At 59.3% G+C, this 18963-nt stretch carries 18 protein-coding genes and 1 pseudogene; 15 read left to right on the forward strand and 4 right to left on the reverse strand.

Going from position 1 to position 18963, the window contains the following annotated elements; all coding sequences use genetic code 11:
- From IEI95_RS00870 to IEI95_RS29205, 3 genes and pseudogenes are all read left to right on the forward strand, one after another.
- Positions 1-397, forward strand: a pseudogene (locus tag IEI95_RS00870) (hypothetical protein); the annotation flags it as partial.
- Between the two features lie 202 nt (positions 398-599).
- Positions 600-1574, forward strand: coding sequence for a DEAD/DEAH box helicase (locus IEI95_RS29200; RefSeq protein ID WP_234934140.1), 975 nt, complete (start codon positions 600-602; stop codon positions 1572-1574).
- 8 nt (positions 1575-1582) lie between these two features.
- Positions 1583-3109, forward strand: coding sequence for a hypothetical protein (locus IEI95_RS29205; RefSeq protein WP_234934141.1), 1527 nt, complete (start codon positions 1583-1585; stop codon positions 3107-3109).
- Positions 3110-3274: 165 nt separating this feature from the next.
- Here IEI95_RS29205 and IEI95_RS00880 read toward each other — a convergent pair whose 3' ends face one another.
- On the reverse strand, positions 3275-4384 hold the full coding sequence (locus tag IEI95_RS00880; RefSeq protein ID WP_012654977.1) for an RHE_PE00001 family protein: 1110 nt from the start codon (positions 4382-4384) through the stop codon (positions 3275-3277).
- A 282-nt stretch (positions 4385-4666) separates the two neighbouring features.
- Between IEI95_RS00880 and IEI95_RS00885 the strand changes: the two genes are divergently transcribed.
- Positions 4667-5608 (forward strand): recombinase family protein, encoded by a 942-nt coding sequence (locus IEI95_RS00885; protein WP_194415655.1) that lies wholly within the window; start codon positions 4667-4669, stop codon positions 5606-5608.
- Positions 5609-5616: 8 nt separating this feature from the next.
- Here IEI95_RS00885 and repC read toward each other — a convergent pair whose 3' ends face one another.
- The 3 genes from repC to repA form a co-directional block, all read right to left on the reverse strand.
- Complete coding sequence (gene repC, locus IEI95_RS00890) at positions 5617-6936, reverse strand: plasmid replication protein RepC (protein ID WP_194415658.1); 1320 nt, start codon at positions 6934-6936, stop codon at positions 5617-5619.
- A gap of 214 nt (positions 6937-7150) precedes the next feature.
- Positions 7151-8161: a plasmid partitioning protein RepB gene (gene repB / locus IEI95_RS00895; RefSeq protein WP_172691113.1), complete on the reverse strand. Its 1011-nt coding sequence runs from the start codon at positions 8159-8161 to the stop codon at positions 7151-7153.
- A gap of 229 nt (positions 8162-8390) precedes the next feature.
- Positions 8391-9608 carry a plasmid partitioning protein RepA gene (gene repA, locus IEI95_RS00900; protein WP_041724029.1) on the reverse strand — a complete coding sequence of 406 codons (1218 nt, stop codon included), beginning with the start codon at positions 9606-9608 and terminating at the stop codon, positions 8391-8393.
- Positions 9609-9971: 363 nt separating this feature from the next.
- On the opposite strand from repA, the gene traI reads away from it, so the two are divergent.
- From traI to trbH, 11 genes are read left to right on the forward strand one after another with little or no spacing between them, the layout of a single operon-like run.
- The gene (gene traI / locus IEI95_RS00905) at positions 9972-10607 is read left to right on the forward strand and encodes an acyl-homoserine-lactone synthase (protein WP_194415661.1); all 636 of its coding nucleotides are present in this window, start codon (positions 9972-9974) and stop codon (positions 10605-10607) included.
- Positions 10604-11575 (forward strand): P-type conjugative transfer ATPase TrbB, encoded by a 972-nt coding sequence (trbB, locus tag IEI95_RS00910; protein ID WP_194415663.1) that lies wholly within the window; start codon positions 10604-10606, stop codon positions 11573-11575. The genes traI and trbB overlap by 4 nt, the downstream gene beginning before the upstream one ends.
- Positions 11565-11972, forward strand: coding sequence for a conjugal transfer pilin TrbC (trbC, locus tag IEI95_RS00915; protein ID WP_194415665.1), 408 nt, complete (start codon positions 11565-11567; stop codon positions 11970-11972). The genes trbB and trbC overlap by 11 nt, the downstream gene beginning before the upstream one ends.
- The gene (gene trbD, locus IEI95_RS00920; RefSeq protein WP_080868326.1) at positions 11965-12264 is read left to right on the forward strand and encodes a conjugal transfer protein TrbD; all 300 of its coding nucleotides are present in this window, start codon (positions 11965-11967) and stop codon (positions 12262-12264) included. Before trbC ends, trbD begins: the two co-directional genes overlap by 8 nt.
- A gap of 10 nt (positions 12265-12274) precedes the next feature.
- Positions 12275-14743 carry a conjugal transfer protein TrbE gene (locus IEI95_RS00925; protein ID WP_070167517.1) on the forward strand — a complete coding sequence of 823 codons (2469 nt, stop codon included), beginning with the start codon at positions 12275-12277 and terminating at the stop codon, positions 14741-14743.
- Complete coding sequence (trbJ, locus tag IEI95_RS00930; RefSeq protein ID WP_070167518.1) at positions 14715-15524, forward strand: P-type conjugative transfer protein TrbJ; 810 nt, start codon at positions 14715-14717, stop codon at positions 15522-15524. Before IEI95_RS00925 ends, trbJ begins: the two co-directional genes overlap by 29 nt.
- The gene (trbK, locus tag IEI95_RS00935) at positions 15521-15739 is read left to right on the forward strand and encodes an entry exclusion protein TrbK (protein ID WP_070167519.1); all 219 of its coding nucleotides are present in this window, start codon (positions 15521-15523) and stop codon (positions 15737-15739) included. The genes trbJ and trbK overlap by 4 nt, the downstream gene beginning before the upstream one ends.
- Positions 15733-16935 (forward strand): P-type conjugative transfer protein TrbL, encoded by a 1203-nt coding sequence (trbL, locus tag IEI95_RS00940; RefSeq protein WP_070167520.1) that lies wholly within the window; start codon positions 15733-15735, stop codon positions 16933-16935. The genes trbK and trbL overlap by 7 nt, the downstream gene beginning before the upstream one ends.
- A gap of 6 nt (positions 16936-16941) precedes the next feature.
- Positions 16942-17604, forward strand: coding sequence for a conjugal transfer protein TrbF (locus tag IEI95_RS00945; RefSeq protein ID WP_070167521.1), 663 nt, complete (start codon positions 16942-16944; stop codon positions 17602-17604).
- 17 nt (positions 17605-17621) lie between these two features.
- Entirely contained in the window at positions 17622-18476 is an 855-nt protein-coding gene (trbG, locus tag IEI95_RS00950; protein WP_070167554.1) for a P-type conjugative transfer protein TrbG, read from the forward strand.
- Entirely contained in the window at positions 18476-18952 is a 477-nt protein-coding gene (gene trbH / locus IEI95_RS00955; RefSeq protein WP_070167522.1) for a conjugal transfer protein TrbH, read from the forward strand. The genes trbG and trbH overlap by 1 nt, the downstream gene beginning before the upstream one ends.
- Positions 18953-18963: the final 11 nt, after the last annotated feature.

Below are 18963 nucleotides of genomic sequence, written 5' to 3' on the forward strand. Positions count from 1 at the left end.
CGATCTAGAATTCAGTGCTGACCTCCACGCGATTACAGCCATCGGGTCGGATAAAGATGCAAAACTCCGCCTTTCCAACGGCGCCTATCACATATTTCTCTTCCTCCACTTAATTGAACTTCTGGGCTCCCGATTTCTCGATATACCTCGGTTTTCGGTATCCGAGACCCATCCCGCGCCGCTTGAACGGCTGTATGCGCTGAATGCAGCGCTTGGAGATAGGAACCAACCAACAAAGCAACATCTGGACGCACTCGTAAAGCACGTCGGCGTGGTGGCCGAGGCGCTAACACAACGAATCGACGGCGCGCCGCGGAGCGATCTGTTGTCATTTTATGGCTCCATGTATTTATTTGGCCTTGGTGGTGAAATGCGAGAGGACAGAATTGATTTCTGACCCTCAACCTTGGACGTCTGTGAATTAGTGGATGCAGAAAGCATGGTTTTTCATCCTGCTCCTGCCACATCGCTAGGCGTCAGTAACGCCCGCCGAAAAAATAACCTGCAACAGGTTTTTCAAAGTAGTAAGAATTTTTAATGCCTCTCTCATGGGCATACATCTGTTAAAGCAGAACTGTCAGTAAATTGGGGGACAAGAGATGGTCGACTTCAAAAAGCTTCGCGAGGACAAGGCAAAGCCGAAGCCCGTCGCCCCACGAGATATCTTTCATTCCCTCCCGAAAGCCGTCGGGATCAATGACCTTTATGTTAGCCAAGCCGAGGCTCTCGATGCTTGGTATCCGTCCCGCAGAAACGACAAGGATGTCGTTGTAAAACTGCATACGGGGGGAGGAAAGACCCTGGTTGCGCTGCTCATGGCACAATCAACCATGAATGAACTCGGTGAACCCGTTCTTTATCTCGCACCAACTACCCAGCTCGTCGAACAGGTTATTGCCAAAGCGACTGAATATGGAATACGCGCGGTACCCTACACGAGGGGGCAGCCTCTAGCCTCCGAGTTTCTAGATGGTAACGCCGTTCTCGTGGGGGCCTACGAGAGCCTTTTCAGTGGTCGCAGTAAATTTGGTGTTCGGGGTTCCGCGAAGCCGGCAGTGAAAGTCGGCGGCATCATCTTGGACGACGCGCACGTCGCGCTTTCCTCTGTTCGTAAAGCATTCAGCCTGACAATCACGTCGAAAGACCACCTCGAGGTCTATCAGGAGATGGCGGATCGATTCAGGGGCGCGTTCGACGAGGTCGGACGAGGCGGCGCCTTTGCTGACATCACGAGGGGGAAGGATTTCGGCGTGATCGAGGTCCCCAGCTGGGCTTGGCTGTCCAAGGTCCCCGAAGTTCGGGAATTTCTTTCACAGCATGTCGAGGGCGTTGATCCCTACATATGGCCTCTCCTACGTGACAATCTGGCCATGTGCCACTGCCTCTTCAGCCGCAAATCGGTGACGATCACCCCCACCTTTCCACCGGTTGATCTTCTTCCTACGTTCGATGACGCTAAACGCCGGATCTACATGTCTGCTACGATTTGGACGACAGCGAGATTGTTCGCACATTCGGTGCCTCCCCTGCTGCAGTTGGCAGACCGATTCAGTCTTCATCGCTTGCGGGTGTAGGCGAGCGCATGATCTTGGTGCCCGAGCTGATGCCGCTCGGCAATGTCGCTATCACACCGATGGTTAAACAGATCGCGAAATGGATTGCCGGTTATGCCGGCGTCGCGATTTTGGCGCCGTCCGGGACCATTGCCAAAGGATGGTTGGATACTGCGGAATATCCAGAGACAAGCGAAGCGGTTAGCCACCGTATAAAAGATATGCAGGCCGGATCCTTCAAGGGTCCGATCGTTCTTGCTAACCGATACGACGGCATTGATTTGGCTGGTCCGTCTTGCCGCCTGCTGATTATGGATGGCCTGCCACAGGGTACGACCGACTACGATATGTTTCGGACGAGTGTTCTTGCAGATTCCGCGGTCAACTCGTTGTTGGCTCAGCGGATCGAGCAGGGCATAGGGCGCGGCTCCAGGGGCGGCGGCGATTTCTGCGTTGTCGTCCTGACGGGAAGCGATTTGGTTGCATGGATCGGACGCAAGAAGAATCTTGAGCATCTGACCGCGAGCAGCCGCGTCCAACTCAACGTGGGACAGGAAGTGAGTGAGGCTGTCGCCAGCTATCAGGAAATTGGCGAAACGATGCTCAAGTGTTTGAACAGGGATCCGGATTGGGTTGCCTACCATGCGTCAGAGTTGGCAGCCGCCACCCGGCCCCCGGGTATCGACGAACTGGCGCTGAAGGTCGCCGGTGCTGAGCGCAGGGCTTTCCGGCTGGAAAGAGTGGGACAGTATGAAAGCGCCATTCAAGAACTCGAACACCTAATTTCCTCACCAGACCTAGTACAGGATGGTCAGAGAAGGGCATGGCTTTCCTCGTTGGCAGCTCGCATCGCTTTCCATATGAATGACGATCACAAGGGTCAGCGACTTCAGACGTCAGCTTTCGCAACCAACAACAACCATATCCCACCTCGCATCCGACCCGCCTACATTCCGCGACCAATGGCAGGTCCACAATCCATGGCGATTGTTAGCCGAATCCTCGAATACCAACGTCGTGGGTCGCTCATTCCTGCTTATAACGAAGCGGTCTCGGCTTTAGTGCCCGACGCCTCCCCGTTCCAATATGAGGAAGCGTTAAAGAACCTTGGAGCATATCTTGGTTTTGACGCCGAGCGACCGGAAGCAGTGCACAAAACAGGGCCTGATGTTTTGTGGCGAACGAGCGGTTTGTTCGACTTTGTCATAGAAGCCAAAAGCGACAAGGAGAAGGACAACCCGCTCTACAAGAACGACCATGCTCAACTCCTAGAAGCCGAGCAATGGTTCAGGCGATGCTATCCCGGAAGGCAGTCTTTGCGGGTTTCGGCGCTTCCGGAGCCCATCGCCGATCGGAAAGCAAGCACCCAGGGAACGTACGCCCTCAAGTTGGAGGAAGTGACAAAGCTCGTCGGAGCGGTCCGTAATCTCTATGTCTATCTAATTGGGCAACCCGGAGACAGGGAGGTTCTTCAAGAGCGCTGTGAGGCTGAATTGCGCCGTACTGGCCTAACGCCGGACGGCATCAAGACGATCTATTTAACTGAGTTCAGATGAACGTTGCCGCCCTCTCCCACGGATTTTGACGGCGGCAAATGCGCTGCCGTTTTGCGATAAGCGTCGCCACGAATAAGCCGCGAAACAAAAGGGGATTCTATCACCAGAAACATCTGAACGCCCGAGGACCCGACCTCGTACCGACCATCGTTTGCTGCCTTCGCATCAAATTACACCCCATGCACGGAAGCTTCCTCTCCCCGTCACTTCCCGAACGCCGAGTTCGGCGACGAGATCGAGCGCCGCACGATGGCTAACCTTCAATTCCTTGACTATAATCGACGAGGATACGATCGGTCGCGCCATCAGCAAGTCCACAACGCGCGGCAAACTGCTGGATGAGCGCTTTCCCTTCAGTTTGCGCTCGAGGTGCTCCCTAGCCTGTCCCAGCCGAATTACTTCCTTCATGGCCAGTTCAGCGCTGCTCGCCATTGCATCCAGCCCGGCAAGCACTCGTGATACACGATTGTGTGATCGCCGCCGTTCCCGCGGCACAGCTTTCAGACCGGAGCAGATGCCGAACAGGTGCGAGGACACCTTTCCGCGCACCCGGAAATAGGAATTCACCAGTTGTGTACCAAGCCAATGCTGCCGCTGCAATGGCTCTATGCATTCCCATGCGTCCCATATAACTGCGGCCGCCAACGTGGTCGGCAAGGCGTCGGCCTCAGCCAGAGCCGCTCTCCAATCCGAAAGGCGCCCTTCCTCGTTCCAACCCGGATCCCGGACAATGAGCTCACCGACCATCAAAGGATCCGCCTTGCGGCCCTCGCCCGTTGCCACCGCTTCGAGCACACGGGCGGATCGATTAAGGACCGCATCGATTTCCGCCATCTCCGCCGCAAAACCGTTCTCGTCTTCGTTCAATGCCAGTTCGATGGATAATGACGAGCTCCCTTCGCCTACCACCTCTCGTTCCGTAGAGTCCTCTGATCGCCCCGCGAGGCTTACGACCCCAGCCCTGCTCGTCGCCCAGCCCGGGTCAGCGCTTGCGATGCGCCGCCGCGCCCTCAAGATTGAATGTGCGATTGTGACTTCATGGGTCGGGGTGCGGACATCCCGATTTGCGTCGTGGAGAACGAGATCCTCGAGATGGACAAGCTCGCCGGCGACCCACATGCTGGCGGCCGCCTCGATGAAGTGCGACCTTTCGGTAAAGCCCTGCCTGACGGGGCTGCGGCGAACAACCTCGTCGAGACGCGCGAGCTGATCTTCCGCCCTTGCGATGGCCGGAAGCAGCGCCGCCAGTGGCAAATCACCGGTTTCATATCTCATTGTTTTAACGTATCTATTTTGATAATCTTGAAGCTATAATAGCATACACTTCAATCATAGCCGATACTTTTTCTCGCGCGCGTACTATTAGAGCTGCCAAAGGCGTTCGAACTGTACAGGATTAGCGCCGATGGACGTGACATCGATGAAAATCACTGTTTTCCAGCCACTTGCGACGTGTTTACTTTGACTCCAAAGGACCAAGAGACGTTTACAAACGATCGTTTATCCTTATCCTCTACGTTTGGAAAAGCGCCCTTCAACACTCCTCAGGCACTACAAATGGCTGCTAACACCAAGAACAGGGCTTCCCGTCGGCCACAGGGCCGGCTGATCGGCTATGCACGCGTCTCTACGGACGAGCAGGCGACGGAAGCCCAGGAAATCGACTTGCGATCGGCGGGGTGCGATATGATCGTCCAAGAACACGGATCCGGCGCCTCGCGTGCCCGCCCTGCTCTCTCCAAACTGCTTCGGGAGATTAGCGCTGGTGACACGCTTGTTGTGGTACGACTTGACCGCCTGGCGCGCTCGGTCAGTCATCTGCTCGAGGTGATCGAGGATCTGACGGCGAAGGGCGCGCATTTCCGGTCGCTGCGCGATCCTATCGACACGTCGACGCCGCAGGGAATGTTTTCCCTCCAGGTTCTCGGCGCCGTGGCGCAGCTCGAACGCGCGCTCATTTCCGAACGAACAAAGGCAGGCATTCGGGCAGCCAAGTCCAAGGGAAAGCTTCCCGGCAACCCGGGCATCCGGGAAAAACGCCCCGAGGTGTTGGCCAGGATGACCGCGGCCCAGAAAGCCGCATATGGCGATCGCATCCAGGCTTCCGCGAACCAATGGCTTCCGACCGTCCGGCGCATGCGACCGGATCACACATGGGACGACATCGCACGAGTGCTCAAGCAGCGCGGCCTCGAATGGACGCCAGAACGTCTTCGCCGAGCCGTGAAGTGGATGGTGTCTGAACGCATGGCGGATCCAGCGCTGCTGAAAAAATCTCTGCCCCGTCTTCCCGAAGACCGCCTGATGACGCTTGTGGCTGGCATTCATTCTTCGAACCCGGACCTCAAGCTTCGTGAGATCGCTGTCCAGCTTGAAAGATTGCACGAACGTACGCCGCGCGGTGGATCCAAATGGTCGCCCTCGTCCGTCAAGAACCTGATCGATCGCGCCCGACGTTCCGGGTTGATCACCGAGGTCGACATCGCGGCGGCTGAATAGCGAGGGGATCACCATGATCTCGGCTTTCGCAGGTTTTTCAGCAGCGATTCCGATACGTGGAGGCGGCTGTCATCCTCGACCTCCTCATCAGTTCGCGGCTTTCCAGCGCCGGCTGCATTCTTCTGCTCGTCCAGCTTCGCCCGGAGCAACGCCATAACCATCGGCCAGGTCGAAAACTTCCCGTCCTTGGCCCGGTCGGTCAGGCTTCGGAGATAACCGCCGGCGTTGTTGATCTGACCGGCCCGCTGATAGATTGACGCCAGCGTGATCGCAGCGTGTTGCTCGCCCATGGTTTCGCGGGCCTCCCGCCAGGCGCTCGGACTAATCCCCAGCATCGGCCGGGCAAGCTCAGCCGCCGCCAGCAAGTCCCGCCAATGCCGGATTGTCCCTCCCTGGGCCAGTTCCTGAATTTCGGGGCAGGCATCCATCACTATCCCCAAAGGCAGCTCGCGTTTCGGCAAGCTCCGCACGTTGTCGGTTTCCGCAACGCTGCCGCCCGCTTCTACATTTTTTCCAGAGCCGTATTCAGATTCAGATTTAGAGTCTGGTTTTGAATTCTGTTTGTGGCGACCGAAATGGGACTCATTGCCGTCCAATTTCATTGTTTCTGCAAATGATTCCAATACGTCACGTATCTCGGTGCAGAGATCCTGAAGTTCGTGACCAATACTCTCGACAAGCTGACGGGGTGCAGAGCGCGGCAAGCGGCCGATGATCCCCTGATAGGTCTGTGTAACTCTTCCCCAGTCTCCGGGAACGCCTTCTTCGACGCCAGTCTCGATCATTTTGACGATGTCGCGGCGAAGCAGAGTCAGCCGTTCCTTGGAGACCCGGAAGGCCTTCTTTTCAGCTTGCACCGCCTGGGCCAAATCTCGGAACTCTTCGGCCCGCGCTACGATCGGCGACAGATCCAAGCCGTAGGCCTGCTCGATCTCCCCTCCCCTTCCCTTGCGAGCGAATCGCTTGCCGTTGGGACTGTCGCGGCGAATGATGAGCCCGCAATCAACCAGTACGGCAAGATGCCGGCGCAGTGTCGTGGCGGGCATGCCGTTGGCGCGAGCCATCAGCTGCTCGTTAGAAGGCCATACGACCAGTTCGGCGCCACCAGTCAAGGTGGTCTCCGGGTAAAACGTCAACAGCGCGTTCAGGATCGAGAGCGAGCGGTCCGTGGCTCCGATCAGTTCCCGGGATTCACGGATGTGCTGGAAGACCTGCCATTTGTTGGCGACAGCGTCTGATGCGACCGCTTTTGCGACCATCTGGCTTGCAAGATGGCCGAGTGTCATCGGCCGCCGCCCAAAGGACGTCGTTGAGATATGCGTCTGCATTTCCTTTTACCTTTTGTTAGGCAATAGAAATCCGCCCGTCGAAATGACGCTTTCCCTTACGGGACCCTTGACTACGATTTCTGGAAATGCGATTCTCTTAGCTGCGAGACTACAGAGAAGGTCTTCCGGAACGCCGTTTCGGGGGCCTTTTTCTTTTGCGGTGAGAGCCAGTCCATCTCAATCGAGCGAAGCTTTGAATTGGATGAAACCCTGGCTATTGGTCGAGCTTGCCTCCTCCGGTTGTTTCAATAAATTGGGCGTACAGACTATCCAACTGGTCAGCGACATATTCGCCAAAAGTTGGCACCAGTCTCTCGTCGAAAACCAGAGCTGTTCGTCCGGTTTCTTGTCGGATCGTCGCAGCCTTTTTCCCCTTTGGCGTGCTCCAGGCCCTTACCTTTTTTGGAGCCTTAGCGGGCGGCTTTGAAACGGCGTTAAAAATGAGGGCAAAGCGGGCATCGCTATCGGAGTGCTTGAACTGCTCTGACTCAAGCACCGCTTCGATTGCGTCCGTTGCCTTGGCCTTCCCAAGCCCCTCGGCAAGTGCGACCCAACGCGATCGACCCGCTTTCGACGCTGGACCAATTTGCGTGGCAAGGTTCAGCGGTATGCCCCTGGCTACCGTTATGTAGCGGCTGAGGTCGGCCTTGTCAGTGGAAAGCGCGGCAATGATGGTGGCCCGATCAAAACCCGCATCTTCGAGGCGCAGGGCGAAGAGAGCCTTCTCAATGAACGAGAGGTCAGCACGGTCAAGATTTTCGCGGCCCTGGGCCACGACCAGTTCACGGTCCGTGAGATTTCGGACAATTGCAGAAACCTCTCTGCGCAGATTTACTGCCGCGCGCAGTCGCCGCCTTCCATATACGATTTGATATCGACCGGCAGCCTCAGGATGCGGTCTGACAAGAATCGGCACCTGCTGCCCCTCCTGCGAAATGCTCGCCTCAAGCTGCTCGAACTTCGGATCGACGTCCGCGGGCAGCCGATCCGCGATCGGCGACCCGTCGATCATGGATGGATCCAGGGACACGACGGCTTCGCCCGCAGCCAGTTGATCCTGCAGCCGAGCTGCAGCTTTTGCTCCCTCGGCCATCTCTTGCAAAGACGAACCCATGGCCGAAATCGCTCCGGTACGAACACGAACGGCTGACTTGTCGACTGCTGTTCTATCGGTCGCAGGTTGCTTCTTGAGAAACAAGGAGTCGATTGCGTCTTTACGGCTCATAATGTCGGCCTCTTGGTTTTGGGTGCGTGCCGTCGGATTTTTGATTGCACACGCGCCTGGTTGGGAGCTCCCAACAGGAATAGGCGACTGCGCCCTGGCCAACTAGCTAGGGGCATACGTCGGTGTCTCAAACCAACGCGATATTTCCAGCTCCCGTTTCCCAGTGGGCGATTCAACACATCACGGTTGGGAGCTCCCAACAGCCCCACGGGAAGCGCGCCACCCATCATCATGCTCGCCCCCACGCAGTCTTGATCAAAGCCTCGATCTCGGAGTTCACGGCATCCAAAGATTCCATCGCCCGGTCGTATGTCGAGCGCGTAAGGTTCTCTCGCCCTATCTCATAGAGGGTCTGCTTGGTTAAACCGGCATCAGACACCGCTGCCGACTTGACCATAGGATTTGTAAGGACGTGATCCTCGAACATGTTGCGCAGCAGTGCCGCCACTTTCGTCTGCGGCGCGTCCTGGGGTTCATAGCGCGTCAAGAGATAGCGTATGAAATCGTACTGGAGATTGCCCCCCGCCTCTTTCACGACACCCAGAAGGTCGCGTGTCATGAGGAGAAACTGGCTCATGGAAGCGATATCCAGCATCTGAGGATGTACGGTGATTACCATTGATGTTGCAGCACACAACCCGCTGAGAGTCAGAAACCCAAGCTGAGGAGGGCAGTCGATGACCACGACATCGTAATCGTCGGCGACCTCATCAAAGGCTTGGGCCACGCGAGTGAAGAACAATCCGTCGCGCGTACCTTTGTCAGTCAATGCTTTCGGGGTGGTATGCTCGAACTCCATAAGCTCGAGATTTCCAGGAACAAGGTGAAGACCATCAAAATACGTCGGTCGGATCACATCTCGCAACGGACGACGTGTCTCGTCATACCGAATAGCCGCATAGAGCGTTTCGTTTGCACCGACATCAGTTTCTGGCAGAACGCCGAGGAGTGCTGAAAGACTAGCCTGCGGATCGAGATCGACTGCGAGAACCCTGTAACCTTGCAACGCCAGATACTGTGCAAGATGAGCGGACGTCGTCGTCTTCCCAGAGCCACCTTTGAAGTTGGTTACGGCAATGACTTGCAAATGCTCAGAACCTCGGCGATGAGGCACAAAATCAATGCTTTCACGTCCTCGAGTCGAGCCGGCAAGCATCTGCCGGATTTCATTTATCTGACCGAGGGTGTAAAAGCGCCGCCCGTTGCTGGCGAGTTCAGGTTGCGGCCCTTCGCCAGCCAGTGTCATCTTGCGAAGCGTCGAGTCAGATATTTTCATCAAACGTGCGGCTTCACCCGAGGTAAATTTGCGCAAGCTCTTGTGTGATGTCGGAGGAAACAAAGCCTCGCTCATCGCTTGAAGCTGAGAGCTGAGCTGCTCAGCATGCTCACCAATGGTGACATCTACCGACGGGCGATCATTTCGGGATATGGCAGCGGCTTTGCTCACGGTGTAATCTCTTGTCACGGTTAATTGGCGCGTATTGCCATTTATCCGTGACGATTACCTAATGCGGGTGAGGTTGCAAGACGTTTTTGGTTAATGAAAGGTTACGCCCGTTTCAATCGAAATCACACTAAATGCCGATTCTTCAAATGCTATCTGTGAGTTAGACCGATTCTCTTCTTCTGTGCGACGTGGCACCAAGTGCAGATTTGCACAACCTTGATGGTGTCTGGCCGGCCTCACCCGCTCGCATTTCGCGCCCTGGAACGCCGACTCGGTAGAATCACCTGAGGTGCAAATCTGCACGTAGGCAAACGCGCCGTGAGATGATTTCTGTCCGCATGACCTGTTCATGCGGAGATCATGATGCGGATACTGACAGTCTCGCCGGACCAATACGAACGTAATCGAAGCTTCCTCAAACAAATGCACCGTCTTCGCGCGACAGTGTTCGGCGTCCGCCTGGAATGGGAGGTCTCCATAACAGCCGGGGAAGAGCGCGACCAGTACGATGGTTACAAGCCGACCTACCTTCTGGCGATTACCGATAGTGGACTTGTCGCAGGTTGCGCCCGTCTTCTTCCGGCTGCCGGCCCGACGATGCTGGAGCAGACTTTTCCCCAACTCCTCGAAACGGGATCACTCGTCGCGCATTCCGGGATGGTGGAGAGCTCGCGTTTCTGTGTCGATACCGCGCTTGTCTCGCGGAGGGATGCAAGCCAACTGAATCTCGCCACGCTCACCCTGTTCGCCGGCATCATCGAATGGTCGATGGCGAGCGGCTACAGCGAGATCGTCACGGCAACCGATCTTCGTTTCGAGCGCATCCTGAAGCGCGCCGGATGGCCGATGCGACGGCTCGGCCAACCGGTCGCAATCGGCAACACCATCGCCATCGCGGGAAGCCTGCGGGCCGATCGTGCCAGCTTCGAGCATGTTTGCCCACCGGAATATCATTCGATCCCGAGGATCGATGCAGCCTCGATCAGGAGCGTCGCGTGACCCAGCTGCGCTCCCATTCGCGTCTCGTGCGCAAACTGCAGGACGCTCTCGGTGATCAGCTTTGTGTCGCGCTTGATGATGCGACAGTCGTCGAGATCATGCTCAACCCCGATGGCAAGCTCTTCATCGAGCGCCTGGGTCATGGGGTTGCCCCCGCAGGCCACCTCAGCCCCGCCGCGGCGGAAGTGATCATTGGCAGCGTCGCCCACGTACTGCAATCCGAAACCGACGACGAGCAACCGATCATCTCCGGCGAACTCCCGATCGGCGGCCACCGCTTCGAGGGCTTGCTGCCGCCGATCGTTTCCGGACCGAGCTTCACGATCCGACGTCGCGCGTCGCGCCTGATCCTGCTCGACGATTATGTGAAGCGCAAGATCATGACGGAGGCGCAGGCCTCGGTTCTGCGCAGTGCGATTGCGTCTCGCATGAACGTCGTGATTTCCGGTGGCACGGGCTCGGGAAAGACGACGCTCGCCAATGCAGTCATTGCCGAAATCGTTGCCAATGCGCCGGATGACAGGATCGTCATTCTCGAAGACACCGCCGAGATCCAGTGCGCGGCTGAGAACGCCGTCGCGCTCCACACAAGTGACACGATCGATATGGCCCGGCTTCTCAAGAGTACGATGCGGTTGCGGCCCGACCGCATCATCGTCGGCGAGGTCCGCGACGGGGCGGCGCTCACGCTGCTCAAGGCATGGAATACCGGGCACCCGGGCGGTGTCACCACCATTCATTCGAACACGGCAATGTCGGCTCTTCGACGACTCGAGCAGCTGACCGCGGAAGCGAGCCAGCAGCCAATGCAGGAAGTGATCGGCGAGGCAGTCGATCTGATTGTCTCCATAGAACGAACGGGAAAGGGAAGGCGAGTCCGCGACGTGATCCATGTCGAGGGCTTCATCAACTCGCGCTACCGGACCGAGCACTACGCCCAGATCGATGAGGACAGCCATGTCGCGTAAGACCCAAATCACCATTTCGCTTGCAGCACTGGCCGCTTTCTTCTGGATCAGCGTTTCCAATCCGGCGTTCGCCTCTTCGGGCGGGGGTGGGTTGCCGTGGGAATCTCCGCTGCAACAAATCCAACAGTCGATCACGGGACCGGTGGCTGGATTCATCGCACTCGCGGCGGTGGCGATCGCTGGTGCCATGCTGATCTTCGGGGGCGAGTTGAATGATTTCGCAAGGAGGCTTTGCTACGTCGCCCTCGTGGGCGGCGTGCTTCTTGGCGCGACCCAGATCGTCGCTCTCTTCGGGGCAACCGGCGCTTCGATTGGCGAGTTTGAGGGGCGAGCCGGATCTTGGAATGTCGAACTGTCTTCGGAGCTTCGAACGGAAGGGGAGGGGGCTCATGACTGAACCCGGCTCCAATCTTACCCGCACTCGAATACATCGGGCGCTATCACGCCCGAACCTGCTGATGGGCGCCGACCGCGAACTGGTGTTGCTCACCGGCCTTGCCGCCGTGATCCTGATCTTTGTGGTGCTGACCTGGTACGCCGCGCTGTTTGGCTTGGCCATCTGGCTGATCGCGGTCGCCGCCCTTCGTATGATGGCGAAGGCCGATCCGCTGATGCGCCGCGTATATCTGCGGCACGTGTCTTACCGATCGCTCTACCGGCCCACCTCGACACCGTGGCGCAAGTTCTGAGGAGACGGGCATGGTCGCACTAAAGCTCTTCCGACACTCCGGCCCGTCCTTTGCCGATCTGGTTCCTTATGCGGGCCTGGTCGGCAATGGCGTGATCCTGTTGAAGGATGGCTCACTGATGGCCGGCTGGTATTTTGCCGGCCCGGACAGCGAAAGCTCGACAGATTCAGAGCGCAACGAGGTGTCGCGGCAGATCAATATGATCATGTCGCGGCTGGGTTCGGGTTGGATGGTTCAGGTCGAGGCATTGCGGGTTCCGACGATCGATTATCCGGTCGGGGACACTTGCCATTTTCCTGATCCGGTCACGCGCGCGATCGATACGGAGCGCCGGTCTCATTTCGAGCGGGAGAGCGGGCATTTCGAGAGCCGGCACGCGTTGATCCTGACCTGGCGGCCGCCGGAGCCACGCCGATCGGGCCTCACGCGCTATGTCTATTCGGATACGGTCAGCCGTTCCGCCACCTATGCCGATACGGCGCTCGACTCCTTCCGGACCTCCATCCGCGAATTCGAACAGTATCTCGCCAATGTCGTCTCCATCCGCCGCATGGTGACGCAGGAAACGGAGGAGCGCGGCGGCTTTCGCGTTGCGCGCTACGACGAGCTGTTCCAATTCATCCGCTTCTGCATCACCGGCGAGAACCACCCTGTCCGCCTCCCCGATATCCCGATGTATCTCGACTGGCTTGTCACGGCCGAGCTGCAGCATGGTCTTACACCGACCGTCGAGAACCGCTTTCTTGGCGTCGTCGCCATTGACGGCTTAGCCGCGGAGAGCTGGCCGGGGATCCTGAACAGTCTCGACCTGATGCCGCTCACCTATAGGTGGTCATCGCGCTTCGTCTTTCTTGACGAACAGGAGGCACGGCAGAAGCTGGAGCGCACCCGCAAGAAATGGCAGCAGAAGGTCCGGCCGTTCTTCGATCAGCTTTTCCAAACCCAGAGCCGTTCGGTGGATCAGGACGCCATGATGATGGTGGCCGAGACGGAGGACGCAATCGCCGAGGCATCGTCGCAGCTCGTCGCTTATGGATATTACACGCCGGTCATCTTGTTGTTCGATGAACAGCAAGAACGGCTTCAGGAAAAGTGCGAGGCGATCCGCCGATTGATCCAGGCCGAAGGATTCGGCGCCCGGATCGAGACGCTGAACGCGACCGATGCCTTTCTCGGCAGTCTGCCGGGAGTTTCCTATGCCAATATCCGCGAGCCGCTCGTCAACACGCGCAATCTCGCGGACCTCATTCCGCTGAACTCGGTCTGGTCGGGAAGCCCCGTCGCGCCATGCTCATTCTACCCGCCGGGATCGCCGCCGCTCATGCAGGTCGCCAGCGGCTCGACGCCGTTCCGCCTGAACCTGCATGTCGATGATGTCGGGCATGCGCTGGTCTTCGGCCCGACCGGTTCGGGCAAATCGACTTTGCTGTCGCTGATCGCGGCGCAGTTCCGACGCTATGCGGATGCGCAGATCTTTGCGTTCGACAAGGGGCGGTCGATGTTGCCGCTAGCGCTCGCCATCGGCGGCGATCACTACGAGATCGGCGGGGAGGCGGCCGAAGGAGGGGAGGGGGACTCGCCGCGACTGGCCTTCTGCCCGCTCGCCGAACTCGCGACGGACAGCGACCGCGCCTGGGCGGCCGAGTGGATCGAGACGCTCGTTGCCCTGCAGGGCGTCACGGTCACGCCTGACTATCGCAACGCCATTTCCAGGCAGTTGGGCCTGATGGCGGAATCGCGCGGCCGCTCGCTTTCGGATTTCGTATCAGGCGTGCAGATGCGCGAGATCAAGGACGCGTTGCACCACTACACGGTCGACGGTCCAATGGGCCAGTTGCTTGATGCCGAACAGGACGGACTGGCGCTCGGCGCCTTCCAGTGCTTCGAGGTCGAGGAATTGATGAATATGGGCGAACGCAATCTCGTTCCGGTCCTGCTCTATATGTTCCGGCGGGTCGAGAAGCGGCTGACGGGCGCACCCAGCCTGATCATCCTCGACGAAGCCTGGCTGATGCTCGGCCATCCAACATTCCGCGACAAGATCAGGGAATGGCTGAAGGTCCTGCGCAAGGCTAACTGCGCCGTCGTGCTCGCCACACAATCGATATCCGACGCCGAGCGCTCGGGCATCATCGACGTGCTGAAGGAATCCTGCCCGACCAAGATATGTCTGCCCAACGGCGCGGCACGCGAGCCAGGGACGCGCGAGTTCTATGAGCGCATCGGTTTCAACGAACGGCAGATCGAGATCGTCGCCACCGCACTGCCAAAACGCGAATATTACGTCGCCTCGCCCGAGGGTCGCCGGCTGTTCGATATGTCGCTTGGTCCCGTAGCGCTTTCCTTCGTCGGTGCGTCCGGCAAGGAGGACCTCAAGCGCATCCGCGCCCTTCACTTCCAACACGGGGCGGATTGGCCCAAGCACTGGCTCCAGCAAAGGGGGATCGCCCATGCCGAAACACTTTTCCAGGCCGCTTGAAGCGGCGCGCGCCGCCATGATCACGGCCATCATCGTCCCGGTCGCTCTGCCGTTTACCGCATATGCCGGCGGCGTTACCGGACAGGCCACCGAATGGACCCAACTCGCCAACAATGCGGAGCTCATTAGTCTCGTCGGCAAGTCCGCCGAGCAGGTGAACAATCAGATTACCCAGATCAGCCAGCTTGCCGAGCAGATTCAGAACCAGATCAACATCTACAAGAATCTGCTGCAGAACACCGCGCAACTGCCGGACCATATCTGGGGCCAGGTCGAGAACGACCTCAACAAGCTCCAGAACATCGTCGCGCAGGGGCAGGGCGTCGCCTTTTCGATGGGCAACATCGACGACGTCGTGAAGCAGCGCTTCCAGAGTTTCGCCGACATGAAGAGCAACCTGCCGGACGGCCAGAGCTTTTCGTCGACCTATCAGAACTGGTCCGATACCAATCGCGACACCATCGCCGGCACGCTGAAGGCGGCTAACCTGACGGCCGAGCAGTTTTCAAGCGAGGAATCCACCATGTCCTCGCTGCGCTCGATGTCGGAGAGCGCCGACGGCCAGATGAAGGCCCTGCAGGTGGGGCACCAGATCGCCACCCAGCAGGTGGCGCAGATGCAGAAGCTGCGTGGGTTGGTGTCGCAGCAGACCACAATGATGGGAACATGGTTTCAGTCGGAACAGGCACAGAAGGACCTCGCCCAGGCCCGACGCGAAAAATTCTTCAACGCGCCGACCAATGACATTCGCGGCGGGCAGACGATGGAGCCGCGCTGGTGAGCCCGCGCATCCTCATCGTCCTCGCAGTCGCGGGTCTGGTCGCCTTCGGAGCCGGCATGATCGTCTGGGTGGTGGTCCAACCGGATGCTGCGACTGAAACACCGGCCGGGACGTCCGGTTCTGGCGCAGCGCAGCGCGAGCACCGGGAGCGCTTCCTCGGCGGCGACCCGGATCGCGACGTGCGCGGCGGGCAGGAAATGAAGCCGCGATGGTAGTCGTCCGCCCGTCCCGCAAGCTCGAAACCGCTTTCATCGTCATCGCGATCCTGGCTCTTGCGACAGCGCCGGCGCTCGCCCAACAGGGTTCCGTGCTCACCACGTTGGAGAACCAGGTTGTTACCGCCGCCAAGGGCTGGGAGACGACGATCATGAACGCGGCGCGGTCGCTGTTCTGGATCCTTGCCGGGATCGAGATCGGTATCGCCGCCGTGTGGCTGGCTATCAATGCGGCAAGCCTCGACGCCTGGTTCGCCGAGCTCGTGCGTCGGATCATGTTTATCGGTCTCTTCGCCTTTATCCTCGACCGCGGCCCGGCGCTGGCCAAGGCGGTGGTTGACAGCCTGTTCCAGATCGGCGCGGGCGGGGGCTCGGCTTCGCCGGCCAACATCTTCGACGCGGGTATCCGCGTCGCCTCCAAAATGTCGGAACAGGCGAAGTTCGGCCTCTGGGAGGATAATGCGCTGGCGATCGCAGCGGTCTTCGCGATGATCGTGGTCGTCGTCGCCTTTTCGCTCGTCGCAGCGATCTTCGTCGCCGTCATGGTTGAGATGTATGTGGGCCTCCTCGCCGGCATGATCATGCTCGGTTTGGGCGGCAGCTCCTATACCAAGGATTTCGCGGTCCGGTATCTGGTCTACGCCTTCTCCGTCGGCATGAAGCTGATGGCGCTGGTGATGATCGCCAAGATCGGGTCCGACATTCTGATAGGGCTGGCCGAGGCGCCGACGGCGACCTCCGACCAGTTCATCACCACGATCGGCATCGCCGGTATCTCTGTCGTGGTCTTCATTATCGCCATGTATGTCCCGCCGATTATCCAGGGCGTCGTGCAGGGCGCATCGGTCTCAGGCGGCATGGAGGCGATCCGTCATGGTGGTCAGACGGCCGCCTTCGCCGCCGGTGGCGCCTTCCTTGGCGCGGGCGCCGCGATCAAGGGAGCAGAATCAGCGAGCTCGGCGAGGGCAGGGGGCTCGTCCATGGCCGGAGCTGCACTTCGCGGCATGGCGTCCGGCATCGGCAACGCCGGATGGGCGGCAGGCTCAGCGGCACGAGAAAAGGCGATCGCGTCGCCTGGCGCCTATGCCGGCTCTCTGCTCGGCCTCGCCAATGCCAAGCTTGATCAGACCCGGCAAACCGGCAGGCCTTCGACGCCTCCTCCGCCTCCACCCGTCAACGAAAACAAACAAGGCTGACCGCACATGGCCGGACGAACCCCGCCCGACAATCCCTATATCGCTGCGAGAACGGAATGGAACGAGCGCTACGGCTCCTATGTGAAGGCAGCCGCGGCCTGGCGCCTGATCGGGGTCACCGGGATGACCATGGCGGTCGTCGGCTTCAGCTACGCTCTTTACCAGAGCACGCAGGTCAAGCTGGTCCCGTATATCGTCGAGGTCGACAAGCTCGGCACGGCCTCAAGCGCCGGCTTTCCGCAGCAGATCGAATATGCCGACCCGCGCGTGGTGCGCGCCACGCTTGGAAGTTTCGTTTCGAACTTCCGGTCGGTGTCGCCGGATGCGGTCGTGCAGAAGCAATATATCGACCGCACCTATGCGCTGCTTCGGACCTCGGATCCGGCGACCGAGAAGGTCAACGCCTGGTTTCGCTCCTCCTCGCCCTTCGAGAAAGCGAAGAACGCAACGGTCGCCGTCGAGGTCAACAACATCGTCGCGCTGTCGAACCAGTCCTACCAGATCGATTGGACTGAATTCGAGCGCGATCGCCGCGGCAAAGAGACAGCCACACGCCGGTTCCGCGGGATCGCCACCGTGACGCTTGCACCGCCGCAGGACGAGGGCGTCATCCGGCTTAACCCGATCGGACTCTATCTCAGGGATCTCGACTGGACCGCGCAGCTTTGAAAGGCATGGCCCCGAACATGAACATTCGACTGAGACGTTTTTCGGCCACGCTGACTGCTGCCACGATCGTCGTTGCTCTCGTGCCGTTGTCGGCTTCTCTTTCCTCACGCGCGCTCGCAGCCGATGGCGTCACCGCCAATGAGGCGAAGGGGATGGGGATTTCCACTCAGTGGCGCGGCTCACGCGGACTTGTCACGAAAGGACCGGACGGGAAGGTGATCTTCCTTTACGGCGAGGTGCAGCCCTCCGTCGTCTGCTCGCCGCTGCAGGTGTGCGACATCGAGCTTCAGGGCGGCGAAGTGGTGCGCGACGTCCTCGTCGGCGACACCGTAAGGTGGAAGGTCGAGCCGGCGACGTCAGGTGCTGCGGGTGGGCAGGCGATCCACCTGATCGTCAAGCCATCAGAGCCGAACCTCGTCACCTCGATGGTGGTGACGACCTCGCGCCGCACCTATCACATCCAGCTCAAGTCGCATCAGACACAATACATGGCCCGCGTCGGATTCGAATATCCGGAAGACGTGTCCAACAAGCTCGCCGACATCAACGCACGGATGGAGGCGAGCACGATCCCCGGCGCCGGCGTACCGGCCGAGCAGTTGAATTTCTCCTATTCCGTCTCCGGCAATGCCGGCTGGCGGCCGACACGGGTCTATAGTGACGGGGAAAAGACCTATATCCAGTTCCCGCGCTCGATCTCCGGCCAGGACGCGCCGGTGCTGTTTGTCGTCTCCGGCGGTCAGAACCGCATCGTCAACTACCGGATGAAGGGCGATATGATGGTGGTCGACTATCACGTCGATCGCGCGGTTCTCGTTTCCGGCGTCGGCTGGAAACAGGAGAAGGTGACAATCAAAAGGGGAGGGCGGTGATGCCAAGCCTGCCCTCCCGCACGCACCCCTTGCGCCCCCTCCGCAGCCTCGCTGCCACCTGCGCCCTCGCCCTCCTCCTTTCCGGATGCCAATCCGCCGGGACGGACGGGTTGAGCTCCAGCAATGCCCCTGCCGAAATCTCGGGGCCGGCGGCCAGCGCCATTGCCGGCGACATGGTGAGCACGCTCGCCGAGCAGATCGGCCCTGGTACCGCGACCGTCTCGCTGAAGCAGGACGGCTCGCCCTTCGGGCAAGCGTTGGAGGCGTCCCTCAAGGGATGGGGTTATGCGGTCGTGACCGACCAGAAGACGGATGGCACGACGCGCACCGTGCCGCTCGCCTATGTCGTCATTCCCTTCGAGGGGCAAGTGCTCGCCCGTCTGTCGACCAACAGCGTCGAACTCGGCCGCGCCTATACCGTCACAACGATGAGCGCGCAGCCGGCGAGCGCGCTCTCGGTCATGCAACGCGGTTAGTGGAGAGGGCG

Source organism: Agrobacterium vitis (genome assembly GCF_014926405.1).
Classification (GTDB): Bacteria; Pseudomonadota; Alphaproteobacteria; order Rhizobiales; family Rhizobiaceae; genus Allorhizobium; species Allorhizobium vitis_H.

Excerpts from the sequence above, each read along its gene's own strand:
- traI (WP_194415661.1), top strand. The coding sequence starts at position 9,972 with ATGCGGATACTGACAGTCTCGCCGGACCAATACGAACGTAATCGAAGC.
- trbC (WP_194415665.1), top strand. The coding sequence starts at position 11,565 with ATGTCGCGTAAGACCCAAATCACCATTTCGCTTGCAGCACTGGCCGCT.
- trbG (WP_070167554.1), top strand. The coding sequence starts at position 17,622 with ATGAACATTCGACTGAGACGTTTTTCGGCCACGCTGACTGCTGCCACG.
- IEI95_RS29205 (WP_234934141.1), top strand. The coding sequence starts at position 1,583 with ATGATCTTGGTGCCCGAGCTGATGCCGCTCGGCAATGTCGCTATCACA.
- repC (WP_194415658.1), bottom strand. The coding sequence starts at position 6,936 with ATGCAGACGCATATCTCAACGACGTCCTTTGGGCGGCGGCCGATGACA.
- IEI95_RS29200 (WP_234934140.1), top strand. The coding sequence starts at position 600 with ATGGTCGACTTCAAAAAGCTTCGCGAGGACAAGGCAAAGCCGAAGCCC.
- trbD (WP_080868326.1), top strand. The coding sequence starts at position 11,965 with ATGACTGAACCCGGCTCCAATCTTACCCGCACTCGAATACATCGGGCG.
- IEI95_RS00885 (WP_194415655.1), top strand. The coding sequence starts at position 4,667 with ATGGCTGCTAACACCAAGAACAGGGCTTCCCGTCGGCCACAGGGCCGG.
- IEI95_RS00945 (WP_070167521.1), top strand. The coding sequence starts at position 16,942 with ATGGCCGGACGAACCCCGCCCGACAATCCCTATATCGCTGCGAGAACG.
- IEI95_RS00880 (WP_012654977.1), bottom strand. The coding sequence starts at position 4,384 with ATGAGATATGAAACCGGTGATTTGCCACTGGCGGCGCTGCTTCCGGCC.
- repB (WP_172691113.1), bottom strand. The coding sequence starts at position 8,161 with ATGAGCCGTAAAGACGCAATCGACTCCTTGTTTCTCAAGAAGCAACCT.
- IEI95_RS00925 (WP_070167517.1), top strand. The coding sequence starts at position 12,275 with ATGGTCGCACTAAAGCTCTTCCGACACTCCGGCCCGTCCTTTGCCGAT.
- trbJ (WP_070167518.1), top strand. The coding sequence starts at position 14,715 with ATGCCGAAACACTTTTCCAGGCCGCTTGAAGCGGCGCGCGCCGCCATG.
- trbH (WP_070167522.1), top strand. The coding sequence starts at position 18,476 with ATGCCAAGCCTGCCCTCCCGCACGCACCCCTTGCGCCCCCTCCGCAGC.
- trbL (WP_070167520.1), top strand. The coding sequence starts at position 15,733 with ATGGTAGTCGTCCGCCCGTCCCGCAAGCTCGAAACCGCTTTCATCGTC.